Below are 14,632 nucleotides of genomic sequence, written 5' to 3'. Positions count from 1 at the left end.
ACTATACTCCCATCCTGTCTGAAGTAAGTTGTTGCGCACTCGTCGTGGATTTCTCTGCGAAGCGAGAGCGATATTCGCGCGGCGTCATGCCCACATGACGGCTGAACAACTTGCGGAAGGAAGAAACATCCTCATAACCGCATGCGACGACGATCTGATCCAACGGCGTCTCGCCGCGTTCGAGCAGCTGTTTGGCGCGCGCCACACGCTGGGTCTGCAGGTAGGTCAGTGGGGTCATGCCGAGTGCGCTCTGAAAACGCCGTGACAGCGTTCGTTCGCTGACATTCAGTGCGCGGCTGAGCGTCACAATGGAAAAGCGTTCGGTCGCATGACTGCGAAGGTGCGCCGTGGCGCGCCGAATCAGTGGGTCATCGGCGTCTTGAGGCAACTCGGCCGGAGTGAGAAATGGCGACTGCGAGCCGCGACGTTGCTCAACGAGCATCAATCGCGCCGTCAGGTTCGCGATCTGGGCACCGGCGAGGCGACGAACGATCGCCAATCCCAGATGGATGTATGCGGAGCCTGCGGCGGCGGTCCAGCGATCCCGATCGGTCATGACGAGCCGATCTGCCACGAGTGTCACATCGGGAAAGCGCGTGGCAAACCATGGGGCCAGCCACCAGCAAGTCGTCACACGATGTCGAGCCAGCAGTCCCGCGTTCGCCAACAACGCGGCGCCGCTGCACGCACTCGACATGATGTTCGCCCGCCGGGCGAGTTTGACTAGTAGTGGCTTCAGGTGCTCGAGCTCGATGAGTCGCTCAGAAACCTCGCGCGGAGATGTGACCCAAAGTGGAGGCACGACGACCGCATCATAGCGACGCCGCAACGGCGCCGGCTCGAATCGCACGTTATGCGACCCACGAATCAAACCCGACGACGCTCCGATGATTTCGCAGCGAAACGGCGGCAGCTTCATCGTGCGGCTGCCGCGCGCGTGGGCGGCCGCGACATTCGCGATCGCGAATTGCTCGATCAGCCCGGCGGTGAGCCATGCCGAACAGCCCTCGTAAGCGAGGATGCCAATGGCCGCAGGCGTGTCTGTTTTCGCCATGATGCGGTCGATTGTGCCACTTTCGCGAGTGCGCCGGTCAACGCAGTATTGCCGGGGGAGTCAGTGAGGATGGGCGCATGCATATGCATAAGATCGGGCGCAGAGTCTTGTTCCGGCTGTCATTTGCTGGAGCAGCGGCATTCCTGATGCGGCCGTTTGCCGCTCACAGCGCAGAGCAGGCGCCGCCTAAGGCGAGTCTGTACCTGGCGATGTATCGTCCAGGACCCGCCTGGATCGAGGGACAACCGACCGCATCGCAACCGTTGCGCGAGCACGGTCGATACATTTTGCAGCTGCATTTGCAGGGAAAGCTGCGGCTGGCCGGCGGCTTTCCGGAGGATGGCGGCGCGGCGGTGTTCGAAGCAGAGAGCGACGCAATTGCCCAGTCGATCATTGCTGCAGATCCGGCCGTCACCACCGGTCTCATGGAATGTACCTTACGCCGCTGGAACGTGCAGGACTGGGATGCGATTGCACGCAGGGTGAAGTGAGGTCACGGGGACGTCGCTACGCGATTCGCGGGGCATTTTGGAATGACGCGAGCGCTCGCGTCGTTGCCAGCCGCGCCTTCGACGAGAATCTCGACGCGTCGATTCAACTGTTGGGCCTCATTCGCTGACGAGAAGCTCACTGGCCTGCGTTCCCCGACGCTGGCGACTTCGATGGGGATACGACTCAAGCCTGATGCCGTCAGCGCCCGTTGCACGGCGCGGGCTCGCCGAAGTGCCAGCGTGTCGTTGTAACGGCAGGTTCCCACCGCGTCGCTATGGCCCACTACCACGACGCGCGAGGCGCGCTCTTTGCGCAATTCTCGGGCGAGTTTTGTAACCGCGGTCCGCACCGGTGCCCGCAGCTCGGATTCGTTGAAACAGAAATGCAAAGACGGGCCGCGTTGTTGCAGCGATGGATCTGAATATGTAGAGATAGTGCGTCCGCTGGCAGTGATGCCATCCCATGCCGCAGCGTCCGTCTCCGCACGCGCTCGGAGTGGATCAGGCAGGCCCGAACGTTGCTCCAGGACTTCGGACGTCATAGCTGCCACGCCGCTGTCGGTGCAGGTGTCTTCGATCAATTCCAGCGCATCCTCGAAATTCGGTGCAGGCCGAACGCCCGTGGTCGGATCGATGGGCCTGCGCAGGCGCTGCGACAGCAAGGTCAAGCGCATGGCGCCGCCAACGGAGGTGTGACCTAAGGTCTTGGCGGTGCGCTCCAAAGGCTCGATGTCATCTTTATCGCCGATGCGTCCGCCGAAGTACAACAAGCGGCCCACGTCCTTGGCCAGCTGACCATCGGCGTCGAGCAGCACCTGCAGGGCGGCGAGATCATCGGGCGTACTCGGCCCGGCGACAGCAATGGCGATCGGCTCGCTGACGATATCCTCATGCGGCGGCCCGACTTGCAGCCGAGCCCGAATCTCATAATCACCCGCCGCGCCGAAGGTCCAGCCATCCTCACCGAAATAGATCGGAATGGTTTCTTCGGTGGCGGCTCCGGGGGCCAGTCGAGCATTGTCGTCGCTGGTCGGCTCGAACCAGTTGAGCGGTAGCACCGACTGCCATTCATCCGTGCCCACCGGTCGATGCTCGATCACGAACATGCCATAGCGGGGATTCAATCTGCCGACGATCGGCAGGGACTGCTCGCCTGTGTTATTGACCGTGACTCGAATCGCGATTGGATACCCGAGCGGATACGCGGCCGACTGTGCCTGCAGTCTAATGTCCGCGGCGGGTGGCGCTGGCTCCGCTTCAGCCGCTTCCGCGCTGCTGAAACCGAGCAGTACTTGCAATCTGCGCATCGCCAACGCCAGGCGCGAGCGATCCTCCGATACTTGCGCCCGGACATCGTCACATTCCGTTGGTGAGGCGCGCCGAGAGGCATAGGGCGAGTTCGCTGGCCCCGGCAGAATGTCGCGCGCTCTGGCGGTTTGAAAGAAGCGGATGGTGCTCGGACTGATCGTCATCAGCGGTGTCTCGCGCAAGCGCCAGCCGCGCGGCTGCATTTCGGAGATGCAACGTGTCGGCGCTTCCAGCGTCAGACGGCCCTCGCGCGTTTGCGCCGCATCGGTGTGATGTCTATTGAGCGCGTGTAGCAGCTCGTGAGCGAATGTTCTCAGTTGCAGCGTCGCGATTTGGGCGGGCTCATGCTCACGGAAGATACGTTCAGTCGTTCTGGGGGCCACGGCAAAGCCTTCGCGCCCCGCTGTATCAAACATGATGCCGAACAACTGTTCGCCATCGTCGGCGATCAAGGAGTTCACGAACAATGCGTAGAGCGTCGCATCCGTCCCTGGCACGGACTTGTTCTTCCAGGCCGTGACCAGCTGGAACAGATCGGCGCGATCGAGCGGGCCGCTGGCCGGGTCGTAGGGCAGGGCGGTCTCATCGAGGTGGATGCTCAGCTCGATGCCGCCGTCCCGCAGGATTTCGGTCAGCGATACCGGCTGGTCCACTTCGGTCACGTCGAAGCTGATGGGCTCGACGTGTGCGAGGGAGTCGACTTCGAGCGCCACTGAATAGCGCTGGCGGGCGCAGCTGGGATGGTCACAGTCGCTTCGCGGCCAGTACAGAGCCCACAGCACCAGCGCTACGACCACCACCGCGGCGGACGCGGCAACATGCCATCGAGCTCTTCTGCTGTGGGTAATGTCTGTGTCAGCCGGTTTTGTCGTGGGATCCTCTGCGCTCATCTCGCTACCGGGCCGCTGCTCCGGCGCCGAGAGTAACACTACATCGCGTCTGGACCAGCGGGTTTCACATCGTGCGAAATATCCGCACAGCGCCATCGTCCACGGACGGGGCCTCGAAGCAGTCAATCGCTCCAGGGAACGTCAATGAAACTGTCGTTGCGCACCAGGACGCGCAACGGCTCTCCGGCATCAACCACTGATTCATCGCTGACGTCCTTGCCGGTGCCGTAGTTCACCTGAGCGCTGGGATTCTTGTTCACGTCGAAGAGCATCAAAAGCCGGCTGCCGGCCGCGAGCTTGCGGCTCACCACGGTCGTTGTGAACGACAGCCGGGTGGTCTTGCCCGGGCTCAGGAGCTGTCGGCGAGTCGGGTCCCGGGCAAAGCTTGCACGTTGCAGTGAATAGCCCAGATTGAACAGCGTCCCGTCGGGCATCACCTCGTACGCAGTAACGCCGAAATCGAAGTCCTTCTTGTTCACCACCACGCTCATTGTTCCTGTGATCGCGCCGCTGATCACAGTGGAATCTGCAAATGGCTCACTGATGAATTGCAGCTCGGTGATGTACTGAAATTTTGCGCCGACGATGGGAAAGGGATAGGAGTTGAAGTTGTGGTACACGCGGCGATCTGCCAGATCCACGATATGCAAGACGCTGCCGCTCTTGACTGGCTTGGTTGCGGCGAGCTGCAGGCGATCGCCGTTGCGTATATCCGAAAAGAAAAGCCGCAAGCGCTTCGCGCTCATTGCATCGAGTGAGGGCGCGTGACGCCACTCGTTGCCGCCCATGACTTCGAAGTTGATCCTGTCCTTGAGCAGCGTCGGCTTGGGGCCGCCACGCAGCACGTAATTCATCCATTCGTACACCAGTTCCGGTGTGCTGAATTGGGCCACGGGGTCGAGTTCGTAGCCCCGGAGCACCGGCTCCTTTCTCGGCGCGTGCGTACCGAAATGGTCGTATGGTCCGATCACTGCGTAGTGCTGCGCTTTGGGGCGGTAACGATAGTGCTCGCTGAGATAATGCAGCGCCGATATCTGGCCGTCGTCGTAATAGCCGGTGATCGTGAGCGCCGGGATGTCGATGTGCGCGAAGTCGCGCCCGTAAGGCACCATCTGTTGCCAGTACTCATCGTAGGTCGGGTGCTGCAGCCAGCGCTGCAACCAGGGATTGGGCGTGCCATCCACCTGGTCGATCTCGCGATAGGGGCGGCCGCTCGCGAACCAGTTGCGCGACAGGTTGGACCAGCGCTGCGGATCGTTGTAGGTCCGCTCGTCGAGATATTTGTTATTGGTCGTATAGAACGCCCAGCCATAGTTCGCATTCAGGAAGATGTTGCGATACATCGGCAGCCCCAATCCTGGGATTGCAGCGGCCGAGGTGGCGATGGTTTTGAGCGCGGGATGCTTGCGCTTCGCAGCGGCCCACGCCGTGAATCCGCTGAAGCTGCCGCCGTGCATGCCGACTCGGCCATCGCTCCAAGGTTGGCGGGTGATCCAGTCGAGCACGGCCTGACTGTCTTCCGCGTCGTGTTCGTATGGAACGATCGGCTCAGGGCTCAGGCGCTTGCCGCGGGTGTCCGCATGCACGCACACATACCCGCGCAGGGCGGTGGACTTGCAGCGAGTTACTGCGTTCACCGGGTCGGTGTAGATATCGAGCGTGAGCAGCGTCGGGAGCTTGTCTGAAACATCCCTTATGCGCACCACCACCGCGGAGAGGGTTGCGCCGCCCGGCGTCTTGATCGCGACATCTTGCTGGATGTCGTAACGGGACTCGTCGTCGTCAGTGGGGCCGGGCGTTTGCTGAGCGAACGACGCAGAAAAGATCAGCGCAGAGCCCACCACGAAAAGCAACCGCCGCATCCCCGTCCCCTTGTTCCCTGGACAATCGCGCGAGGGTTCCAGATGGGTCTGGGCATTGCAAGTGGCAATGCATTCTCTCTGCCGCGCCGGCGGGGGTGAGCTGGCCGAGAGGATCGGCCAGCTCCTGTCGATCAGGCCTCCGATCTTTGTCGGCGAGCTTGCAGGGGGCGCTCGTCTGGCTCGTTAGCGGCGCCACTCTCCGTAGCGACATACAGCCGTTGCGTCGGATAAGCGAACCTGATGCCGCGCTTCTGCAGCTCGCGATGCAGAGTGACATTGATGATCTGCTGTACATCCATGTACTTGTTGTAGTCCGCTGACAGAACGTAATACACGGTCTCATACTCGATCGCGTCCACGCCGTGCTTCGCGAAGTGACTGCGATCGAAGCGCGTGTTCGACTGGCCTTCGATGATCTGGCGAATCAAGCCCGGCACCTGCTCCAATTGCTCCAGCGGTGTCTCGTGGGTCAGGCGCGTGCCAAACACGACGCGCCGCTCGTTCATGCGGCCGTAGTTGCGTACACGGCTGCTCAGCAGATCGCTGTTGGAAATGATGATCTGCTCGCCGCTCAGGCTGCGCAGCCGCGTGCTCTTGATGCCGATGTATTCGACGCTGCCCAGAAAATCGCCGAGGATCAAGAAGTCGCCGACCACGAACGGCCGGTCGAGTGTGATCGACAGGGAGGCAAAGAGGTCGCCGAGCACGTTCTGGACCGCGAGCGCCACCGCGATGCCGCCGATGCCGAGGCCCGCGATGAGCGCGGTGATGTCGATGCCGAGATTGTCGAGCGTCAGCAGCAGCACCATCGCCCAGATCACGACATTGATCACGAAGCCGATGATGCCGAGCGAGCCGACGGCGGCGCGGTCCACCGCGAGGCTGCGCTGGCGCTTGCGTTCGAGCCAAACCGCCACTGCCGCTACCGCCCAAATGCCAACTTGCCAGAACAGCGCGATGGTGATCGCCGAGCCGAGCATCTGCTCAACCTTCGGGCCTGTGGTCAGCCACTGCGCGGCGACATACAGCGACACGACCAGCAGCGACAGCAGCGTGGTGCGACTCAGTACCTGCATGGGAATCTCGAGCAGTTCCGTCTGGGACGTGGCGAGCAATTTCTTGTGATATGCGCGCACAGTTCGTCGCACCGCCAGCAGCACGAGCAGCACGGCCACTGCGATGCCAAGCGCGAACATCCAGTCCAACGCTGAGTTATTGAACAAGGGCAGCTGAGCGAGGCTGGAAAGCTCAGACATCATGAACCTCTGATACGTAAGTGTTGCCGAATGAGCCGAAATGCCGGCGGATGGCGGCGTGGCGAGCGTGCAAGTGTAGCAGATCGAGAACATGCGACGAGCCCTGCGGTGGGCCCGTCGTCGCTGCAGATGCATTGAGGCCAATGCAATGGCGAAGCGTGCGATTCTGCTAAGATTCGCGCAGTTACGGCAGCAAGAGGCAATGTGCACGAGTTTATGAGTAACAAGCGCCCGATCGGCAGATCGCGCCAGACGGCGGATCTGAGCATGGCGGTGTTGAAGAGCTTTCGAATCATTTATGGCTCCGTGAGGGAGCATTTCCGCGAAGTGCAGCGGACCTGCGGAATTTCCGGCTCGCAGCTGTGGCTGCTGCATGAGTTGGCCCGCGACGGCAGCTTGGGTGTCTCCGAGCTCGCCGACAAACTTTCCATCCATCAGTCGACCTGCAGCCTGCACGTGGAAAAGCTGGTGCGCGCGGGGTTGGTGAAGAAGACCCGAGGGGTCGAGGATCAGCGGCGGGTCGAATTGTCCGTCACCACGCTCGGGCGACGGACCATCGCTCGCGCTCCGGGGCCTGCAGAGGGCGTGCTTCCCGAAGCCATTGCGGAGCTGTCGCCGGCGACGCTGCGCGGGCTGAGCAGGGGCTTGCAGCAGATCGTCTCGGCTTTGGATATAAAAGACGAAGCGGCCGCCGATCGACCTCTGGCAGATCTGTAACTGCCTTCGCGAATGTCACATCCTGCATCGATTGAAGTTCGCTGCAGGATGTGAGCGCCGTCACGACTCGATGCATTGACGTCAATGGATGATGCATTGGCATCAATGGATTGCTGGACACCATCACAGGCGAGCCACTAATTTGCCCCGACGGGTTGGCGCGCCGCGCAAGTTCTACTATACTGTCGGCCGACTGCTACAGAATGCAGTCATAAATAACACGGGCCCCGCGTGTGGACGACATGAGCGTCCAGCATCGCGCGGTTGTCCGAGCTTCGCGACTCATCATTGCGCAGTAGTCGCGAGCGCATTGCCGGGAGCTGAACAGCAGCTGCCTGTGCCCAGCGGTCCATCGATCCTGTTCAGGGATGGTACGCCCTGCGGCTGCCCAAATCGAAATTGTTGCCAGTGCCGACGGGCGCATTTTGCCCATCGCTGATAGAGGAGATTTGTTCGCACACGACTGACGTTTTTCGGCGAACACCCAAGCCACCGCGCAGGCAAGACACGGCGGCTGTTCGTTGACAACTCAAGGTTCGTGCACGCAAGTGGCGAGCCTTCCGAGCGGGCCTCACAGGGGAGGTTCGAATCCTGACGAAGGAGGCTTGTTGATGACAACGAGAAAACGCCTGCTCGCACTTGGTGCGGGCATTGCCACTGTCTGTGCGGCGCAGGCGGAGGCAGTGACACTGACGATTGCCACCGTCAACAACGGTGACATGATTCGCATGCAGAAGCTGGCAGGCGAGTTCACGCGGCAGCACCCGGACATCGAGGTGCGCTGGGTGACTCTCGAGGAAAACCTGCTGCGCCAGCGGGTCACTATCGATGTCGCCACTCAGGGCGGCCAGTACGACGTGGTGACTGTCGGCAACTACGAAGTGCCCATCTGGGCGGCGCACGACTGGCTCGTGCCGCTCGACGATCTGGGCGAGGACTTCGCCCGAGACGATCTGCTACCGGCCATCGGCGATTCGCTGTCTCACGACGGCAAGCTCTACGCCGCTCCTTTCTACGCCGAGAGCGCGCTCACCATGTATCGCAGCGATCTGTTCGAGCGCGCCGGACTTGCGATGCCGGAGAGTCCTACCTGGAGTTTCATTCGCGAGGCGGCCGAGAAGATTACCGACCGCGACAATGGTATCTATGGGATCTGTCTGCGCGGCAAGGCGGGCTGGGGCGAGAACATGGCATTTGTCTCTACGCTCGCGCACTCCTGGGGCGCCCGCTGGTTCGACATGCATTGGCAGCCGCAGCTGCAGTCGCACGATTGGCAAGCGGCTGTTTCGTTCTACGTGGACCTGCTCAGGAAATATGGTCCTCCCGGCGCCTCGACCAATGGTTTCAACGAAAACCTGGCGCTGTTTCAGGCGGGCAAATGCGGCATGTGGATCGACGCCTCCGTCGCAGCATCTTTCGTGTCCGACGCGCGGCAATCGACGGTGGCCGATGACGTGGGCTTCGCCTTGTTTCCTTCGCGCGGCGAGCTGCGGAATCATGGCAATTGGCTGTGGGCCTGGAGCTTCGTGATTCCGGCGGCCTCGGAAAAAATCGAAGCGGCCAAAACGTTCGTCGCCTGGGCCACCGGCAAGTCCTATATGCAGCTGGTCGCCGCTGAGTCCGGCTGGGCCGACGTGCCGCCCGGCACTCGTCAGTCGCTCTACGCGAGTGCTGAGTATCAAGAGGCTGCGCCTTTTGCCGGCATCGTGCTGCAGGCCATCGAGGCGGCCAATACGCGCCAGCCTTCCGAGCAGGCGGTGCCGTACGTGGGCGGAAATTTTGTTTCGATCGCTCCTTATCAGGGCATCGGTACCGTCGTCGGTCAGCAGATATCGGCCGCGGTCGCGGGTCAGATCTCCACGCGTCGCGCATTGGCCAAGGCGCAATACATCGCCGAGCGTGAGATGACTCGCGCCCGTTATCTCGAGTAGCCGTTTCCTCGACGGAAGCGCCGAGCATCCTTCTTGAGGAGATTCATGGCACGCACCCACACCGGGGCCACGGCCCGTCTCATGCTTTCACCGGCAGTGGCATTGCTGCTGGTCTGGATGGCCGTGCCGCTGGCCATGACGCTGTGGTATTCGCTGCACGACTATCAGTTGCTGATGCCGCGTGGCAATGAGTTCCTGGGCCTCGAGAACTATGTTTATTTCCTGACCGACCCGGCGTTCTTTCAGTCGCTCGCGAACACCTTCGCGTTGGTCATGGGCGTGCTGGCGATCACAGTGACCGGCGGCATCGGGCTCGCGTTGCTGCTCGACCGGCCGATGCACGGGCAGGGCATCGTGCGGGTGCTGATCATTTCGCCGTTCTTCGTCATGCCTACCGTCTCGGCGCTGGTCTGGAAGAACATGTTCATGAACCCGGTGAACGGTCTGTTCGCCTGGCTCGCGCAGGTGTTCGGCGTGCGTGCCATCGATTGGCTCGCGGAGGTGCCGCTGTTCTCGCTGACGCTCATCGTCGCTTGGGGCTGGTTGCCATTCGCGACTTTGATACTGCTCACGGCGCTGCAGTCGTTGGACACCGAACAGCGGGAGGCGGCCGAGATGGACGGCGCGAACGCCTTCGCGCGCTTTGTTCACATCACCCTGCCGCACCTGGCGCGGGCGATTGCAGTCGTCATTCTGATTCAAACCATTTTTCTGCTGTCGTTGTTCGCCGAGATTCTGGTGACTACCAATGGCGGGCCGGGCAATCAGAGCACCAATCTCGCGTACCTGGTTTATTCCCAGGCTTTGTTGCGTTTCGATGTGGGCAGCGCATCGGCCGGCGGCGTGGTTGCTGTCGTGCTCGCAAACATCCTGGCGATCTTTCTCATGCGCCTCGTCGGCAAGAATCTGGAGAGCTGACAGATGGCGCGCGCATCGGACAATCGGCACAAGCTGCTCGTTACCCTGATCGCTTGGGTCGTGGCCCTCGCAATCTTCTTTCCGATCCTGTGGACCGTGCTCACGTCATTCAAGACGGAAGCGGCCGCCGTGGCGATACCGCCGCAGTTCCTGTTCTTCGACTGGACGACAGAGAACTACGCCGAGGTGTGGGCACGGACGGACTATTTGCGTCACTTCACGAACTCCGTCGTCATCTCGCTGGGCTCGTCTCTCATCGGTCTGCTCGTGGCTGTGCCCGCCGCCTGGTCCATGGCCTTTTCGCCGACGCGGCGCACGCGTGGCGTGCTGATGTGGATGCTCTCGACGAAGATGCTCCCGGCGGTCGGTGTGCTCGTGCCCATCTACCTGCTCTTCAAGCGCTTCGGCCTGCTCGACACGCGTACTGGCCTGGTCATCGTGCTGATGCTCAGCAACCTGCCCATCATGGTCTGGATGCTGTTCACCTACTTCAAGGAAATACCTCGAGACATTCTCGAGGCGGCGCGCATGGATGGTGCGACACCCCGGCACGAGCTGCTGCACATCCTCGCGCCCATGGCGCTGCCTGGCATCGCCTCGACGTTGTTGCTCAACGTCATCCTGGCCTGGAATGAATCGTTCTGGACGCTGAATCTCACCGCGGCGAGCACCGGCCCGCTGACGGCATTCATCGCGTCTTTCTCGGCGCCCGAGGGGCTGTTCTACGCCAAGCTGTCGGCGGCCTCGACCCTGGCGATCGCACCGATCGTCGTGCTGGGCTGGCTGTCGCAAAAACAACTGGTCCGCGGCCTGACTTTCGGCGCGGTGAAGTAGCGGAGGAGTCATGGCCAGTATTGCACTGAAGAACGTTTCCAAGAGCTTCGGCGGACACGAGGTCATTCCCAGCCTCGATCTGCAGATCGAGCGCGGTGAGCTGGTGGTGTTCGTCGGCCCGTCGGGCTGCGGCAAGTCGACCTTGTTGCGTCTGATCGCCGGGCTGGAAGACGTCAGCGGCGGTCAACTGCTGATCGATGGGCGCGACGCCACGCGGTTGCCGCCTGCCTGGCGCGGGCTGTCGATGGTGTTCCAGTCCTATGCGCTCTATCCGCACATGAGCGTGCGCGACAACATCGCTTTCCCACTCAAGATGGCGGGGCGCGACAAGCAAACCATCGAGCGCAAAGTGAGCGAAGCCGCGCGCGTGCTCAATCTGCAGGATTATCTGGATCGCAAGCCTCGCGAGCTTTCCGGCGGTCAGCGTCAGCGGGTGGCGATCGGTCGCGCCATCGTGCGTGAGCCCGTGGCGTTCCTGTTCGATGAGCCGTTGTCGAATCTCGATGCAGCCTTACGCGTCAGCATGCGCATGGAAATCGCGGCGCTGCATCGTCAGCTCGGCGCGACGATGATCTACGTCACGCACGATCAGGTCGAAGCGATGACGCTCGCCGACCGGATCGTGGTGTTGAATGCGGGGCGAGTGGAGCAGGTCGGCTCGCCATTGGAGCTCTATCGCCGGCCCGCCTCGCTGTTCGTCGCGGGCTTCATCGGTTCGCCGCGCATGAATTTTATTGGCGGTGTCGAAGCGTCGCGACATGCAGCGGCCACGATCGGCATTCGGCCGGAACATTTGTCGCTGTCGACCAGCGACGGCAGATGGCAGGGCAAGGTGAGTCTCGCGGAGCATCTCGGCGCGGACACGTTCGTGCACGTCGAGGTCGCGGGGCTCGGCACGATCGCTGCTCGCGCCGCGGGCGACTTGGCGGTTCGCCACGGCGACACACTCTGGCTGACGCCCGACGAATCCTGTCTGCATCGCTTCGACGAGTTGGGCCGGGCGCTGGCTGCATGAGGCCGCACCCGTTTTCGTTTTCCACGAATCCGTAAGGTATCTGAACGATTTGTTAATGGTTGGTGGCGGTGCTGCATCGCTGGCAACGGAGGTGACTGAGTCCGATGATCAACTTCCTAGGCAAGCATATCGAGAGCGCCATCTTCGACATGGATGGCACCATGTTCGATACGGAGCGGCTGCGCTTCCAGACGATCAGGCAGGCTTCGCTGGAGCTGGCCGGCCGGCCCATCGAAGATCGCACGCTGATCGGTTCGCTGGGTCTGAGCGCCACGCGCGCCGAAGCGCTGGCGAAGGAACATTACGGTGAGGATTATCCGTATCGCGAAATCAGGCGTCGCGCGGATGAGCTGGAACTGCAGCACGTTCGCACCCACGGCGTGCCGGTCAAGCTCGGTCTGGTACGGGTGTTGGAGCGTCTGCGTCGCAGCGGGCTGACGATGGCGGTGGCCACTTCCAGCCGTCGCGCCATCGCCGAGGAATATCTGATCAATGCAAATGTTCTGAAATACTTCGACATCACGGTCTGTGGCGACGAGGTGCAGCGGGGCAAGCCGCATCCGGAAATCTTTCTGCGCGCCGCCACGGAGTTGAACCGCTCGCCAGATCGCTGCCTGATGTTCGAGGATTCCGAGAACGGCTTGTTGTCGGCCAGCGATGCGGGCGGTCAGCCGATCTTGCTTCATGACATCAAGGCGCCGCGGGCGGAGATCGCGGCTCGCGCCTTCAAGGCTTACGACAGCATGCTGGACTTCCTGTCGGATCTGGCGGATTGCGTGCCTGAGATCGACGTGCCCGCCGTGATCGATCCCTTTCCGCAGGCGATCAGCCAAGTGCGCGCCGGCATTCACGGCTTCGGCGCGATGGGCGGCGGTTATCTCACGCAGGTGTTCTCGCACTGGGATGGCTACACGCGCCCTTGTGAGATCATCGGTGTTACGGGTGACCAGTTGCTGCGCGACGCCGTCAATGCCTTTGGCAAGTTCAGCGTCCGCTACGGCAAGCACTCGTTCGACCAGACCATCGAGCATGTGCGACTGATCGACATGGCCGACGAGGACGGCGTCGCGGCGATGTATTGCGATTCGGAGATCGTCGGTCTGGCGCTGCCTGAGCAGGCGATCCGACAGCAGGCGCCGATGATTGCGCGCGGACTGCTGCGCAGATGCCAGCAAGATCGAGGCGATCTCACCATCCTCGTGGTGCTTAACAAGGTCGGCGGCGCGAGCTATGTTCGCCGGCACGTCGAGACTGCGCTGCTCGAAATGACCAATCGTTTCGAATGCGCGAAAGTCCTGGCTGCGACCCATTTCTCGGAGACCGTCGTGAGTCGCATCGTTACCCGCCTTGGGCGGGAATCGCTGCAGCGCCAACTGCGCATCAAATGTGAGCTGCTCGAGAAGAACCTCGCTGCAGCTCACAGCGCTCAGGAGAGCACGAGGCAAGATACGGGCGACGAGCCTACGTTGGACTTGGATCGCGTAAACCTGCTGCGCAATGCCTCGGCTCCGGCGCGGGCGCTGAACCAGCTGCATCTGATCCTGTTCAACAGCGAGCCGGACATGCTGCTGTATGCGCAGGGCGGCGGCGCTGCCTTGCGCCGTCTGCGGCAAGTGAAGACGGTCGACGACATCGCCCAGATACAAACCATCAAGAATCGTTTGTGGAACGGCACACACGCCATCGTCGCCTGGTACTCGAGCCTGCTGGGTCATGCGACGATCGGGCGCGGCATGGGAGACGAGCGGGTGATGGCGCTGGTCCGGCAGTTGATCGAGAATGAGATCCGGCCGGCGCTGCTGCTGGAGAGCCCGGAACTGGAAGCGATCATCACAATGATGATGCGGCCGTTCATCGAGCGCTGCCGCTCTTCGTTCAAAGATCCCTGCAAGCGCGTGGGGCGCGACCCGCTGCGCAAGCTGCGCAGGCGCGAACGGATCCTCGGCAGCATCGCACTGGCAAGAAAACATGGCATCCCCACTCCGGGGCTCGAGTTCGCCATTGCGTTGGCGATTCGCTATGCGCTGAGCGAGGCGGCCGAGCAGGATCTCGAATGCGAGCTGATCCGCAGCATCTACGCGCGCAATTCGAGCGTGGCAGCCGTGCTGACCTATCGAGGCAACTACAACGGCCATCCCTATCAGGGGCTCGATCCGGTCACGGACGCAACACTGATTGCGGCGGTCGCCGAGCACTTCGAAAAGTTGGCCGAGCCAAACAGTCGTCACTGGCACTGGCCGCTCGACCTGACTCGACGCGATCCCACAGCGGATTTTCTCGAAGCGGCCTGCGGCGCTGACTATGTGGCAATCCCTGCCGCGGCAGCGGGCGGGTCGTAGTCTGCAGGTACGCGTAC

Annotated in this window: 11 protein-coding genes; 7 read left to right on the top strand and 4 right to left on the bottom strand. The window is 62.0% G+C overall.

Annotated features, from left to right (window positions below):
* Nucleotide 1: 1 nt before the first annotated feature.
* Nucleotides 2-1,054 carry a GlxA family transcriptional regulator gene (locus D0550_RS04495; protein ID WP_116807919.1) on the bottom strand — a complete coding sequence of 351 codons (1,053 nt, stop codon included), beginning with the start codon at nucleotides 1,052-1,054 and terminating at the stop codon, nucleotides 2-4.
* A 77-nt stretch (nucleotides 1,055-1,131) separates the two neighbouring features.
* Here D0550_RS04495 and D0550_RS04490 point away from each other — a divergent pair, with 77 nt between their 5' ends.
* Entirely contained in the window at nucleotides 1,132-1,545 is a 414-nt protein-coding gene (locus D0550_RS04490; protein WP_116807918.1) for a YciI family protein, read from the top strand.
* Between the two features lie 2 nt (nucleotides 1,546-1,547).
* Here D0550_RS04490 and D0550_RS04485 read toward each other — a convergent pair whose 3' ends face one another.
* From D0550_RS04485 to D0550_RS04475, 3 genes are all read right to left on the bottom strand, one after another.
* A complete protein-coding gene (locus D0550_RS04485; protein WP_161965631.1) occupies nucleotides 1,548-3,566 on the bottom strand; it encodes an OmpA family protein in 2,019 nt (672 codons plus the stop codon).
* Between the two features lie 299 nt (nucleotides 3,567-3,865).
* Nucleotides 3,866-5,605 (bottom strand): CocE/NonD family hydrolase, encoded by a 1,740-nt coding sequence (locus tag D0550_RS04480; protein ID WP_116807916.1) that lies wholly within the window; start codon nucleotides 5,603-5,605, stop codon nucleotides 3,866-3,868.
* 131 nt (nucleotides 5,606-5,736) lie between these two features.
* Nucleotides 5,737-6,864 carry a mechanosensitive ion channel family protein gene (locus D0550_RS04475; protein ID WP_161965630.1) on the bottom strand — a complete coding sequence of 376 codons (1,128 nt, stop codon included), beginning with the start codon at nucleotides 6,862-6,864 and terminating at the stop codon, nucleotides 5,737-5,739.
* A 213-nt stretch (nucleotides 6,865-7,077) separates the two neighbouring features.
* On the opposite strand from D0550_RS04475, the gene D0550_RS04470 reads away from it, so the two are divergent.
* The 6 genes from D0550_RS04470 (at nucleotide 7,078) to mtlD (ending at nucleotide 14,615) form a co-directional block, all read left to right on the top strand.
* The gene (locus tag D0550_RS04470; protein ID WP_174842469.1) at nucleotides 7,078-7,578 is read left to right on the top strand and encodes a MarR family winged helix-turn-helix transcriptional regulator; all 501 of its coding nucleotides are present in this window, start codon (nucleotides 7,078-7,080) and stop codon (nucleotides 7,576-7,578) included.
* A gap of 611 nt (nucleotides 7,579-8,189) precedes the next feature.
* On the top strand, nucleotides 8,190-9,509 hold the full coding sequence (locus D0550_RS04465; RefSeq protein WP_116807914.1) for an ABC transporter substrate-binding protein: 1,320 nt from the start codon (nucleotides 8,190-8,192) through the stop codon (nucleotides 9,507-9,509).
* Nucleotides 9,510-9,554: 45 nt separating this feature from the next.
* Nucleotides 9,555-10,427 carry a carbohydrate ABC transporter permease gene (locus tag D0550_RS04460; RefSeq protein ID WP_116807913.1) on the top strand — a complete coding sequence of 291 codons (873 nt, stop codon included), beginning with the start codon at nucleotides 9,555-9,557 and terminating at the stop codon, nucleotides 10,425-10,427.
* Nucleotides 10,428-10,430: 3 nt separating this feature from the next.
* On the top strand, nucleotides 10,431-11,261 hold the full coding sequence (locus D0550_RS04455; protein ID WP_116807912.1) for a carbohydrate ABC transporter permease: 831 nt from the start codon (nucleotides 10,431-10,433) through the stop codon (nucleotides 11,259-11,261).
* A 10-nt stretch (nucleotides 11,262-11,271) separates the two neighbouring features.
* Complete coding sequence (locus D0550_RS04450) at nucleotides 11,272-12,276, top strand: ABC transporter ATP-binding protein (protein ID WP_116807911.1); 1,005 nt, start codon at nucleotides 11,272-11,274, stop codon at nucleotides 12,274-12,276.
* A 104-nt stretch (nucleotides 12,277-12,380) separates the two neighbouring features.
* Nucleotides 12,381-14,615, top strand: coding sequence for a bifunctional mannitol-1-phosphate dehydrogenase/phosphatase (gene mtlD / locus D0550_RS04445; RefSeq protein ID WP_116807910.1), 2,235 nt, complete (start codon nucleotides 12,381-12,383; stop codon nucleotides 14,613-14,615).
* The last annotated feature ends 17 nt before the right edge of the window (nucleotides 14,616-14,632 follow it).

The organism is Steroidobacter cummioxidans (genome assembly GCF_003104955.1).
The sequence above is the reverse complement of the archived record's forward strand: the minus strand, read 5'-3'. Positions and strand labels throughout refer to the sequence as shown.

Excerpts from the sequence above, each read along its gene's own strand:
- D0550_RS04475 (WP_161965630.1), bottom strand. The coding sequence starts at position 6,864 with ATGATGTCTGAGCTTTCCAGCCTCGCTCAGCTGCCCTTGTTCAATAAC.
- mtlD (WP_116807910.1), top strand. The coding sequence starts at position 12,381 with ATGATCAACTTCCTAGGCAAGCATATCGAGAGCGCCATCTTCGACATG.
- D0550_RS04480 (WP_116807916.1), bottom strand. The coding sequence starts at position 5,605 with ATGCGGCGGTTGCTTTTCGTGGTGGGCTCTGCGCTGATCTTTTCTGCG.
- D0550_RS04495 (WP_116807919.1), bottom strand. The coding sequence starts at position 1,054 with ATGGCGAAAACAGACACGCCTGCGGCCATTGGCATCCTCGCTTACGAG.
- D0550_RS04455 (WP_116807912.1), top strand. The coding sequence starts at position 10,431 with ATGGCGCGCGCATCGGACAATCGGCACAAGCTGCTCGTTACCCTGATC.
- D0550_RS04490 (WP_116807918.1), top strand. The coding sequence starts at position 1,132 with ATGCATATGCATAAGATCGGGCGCAGAGTCTTGTTCCGGCTGTCATTT.
- D0550_RS04470 (WP_174842469.1), top strand. The coding sequence starts at position 7,078 with ATGAGTAACAAGCGCCCGATCGGCAGATCGCGCCAGACGGCGGATCTG.
- D0550_RS04450 (WP_116807911.1), top strand. The coding sequence starts at position 11,272 with ATGGCCAGTATTGCACTGAAGAACGTTTCCAAGAGCTTCGGCGGACAC.
- D0550_RS04460 (WP_116807913.1), top strand. The coding sequence starts at position 9,555 with ATGGCACGCACCCACACCGGGGCCACGGCCCGTCTCATGCTTTCACCG.
- D0550_RS04465 (WP_116807914.1), top strand. The coding sequence starts at position 8,190 with ATGACAACGAGAAAACGCCTGCTCGCACTTGGTGCGGGCATTGCCACT.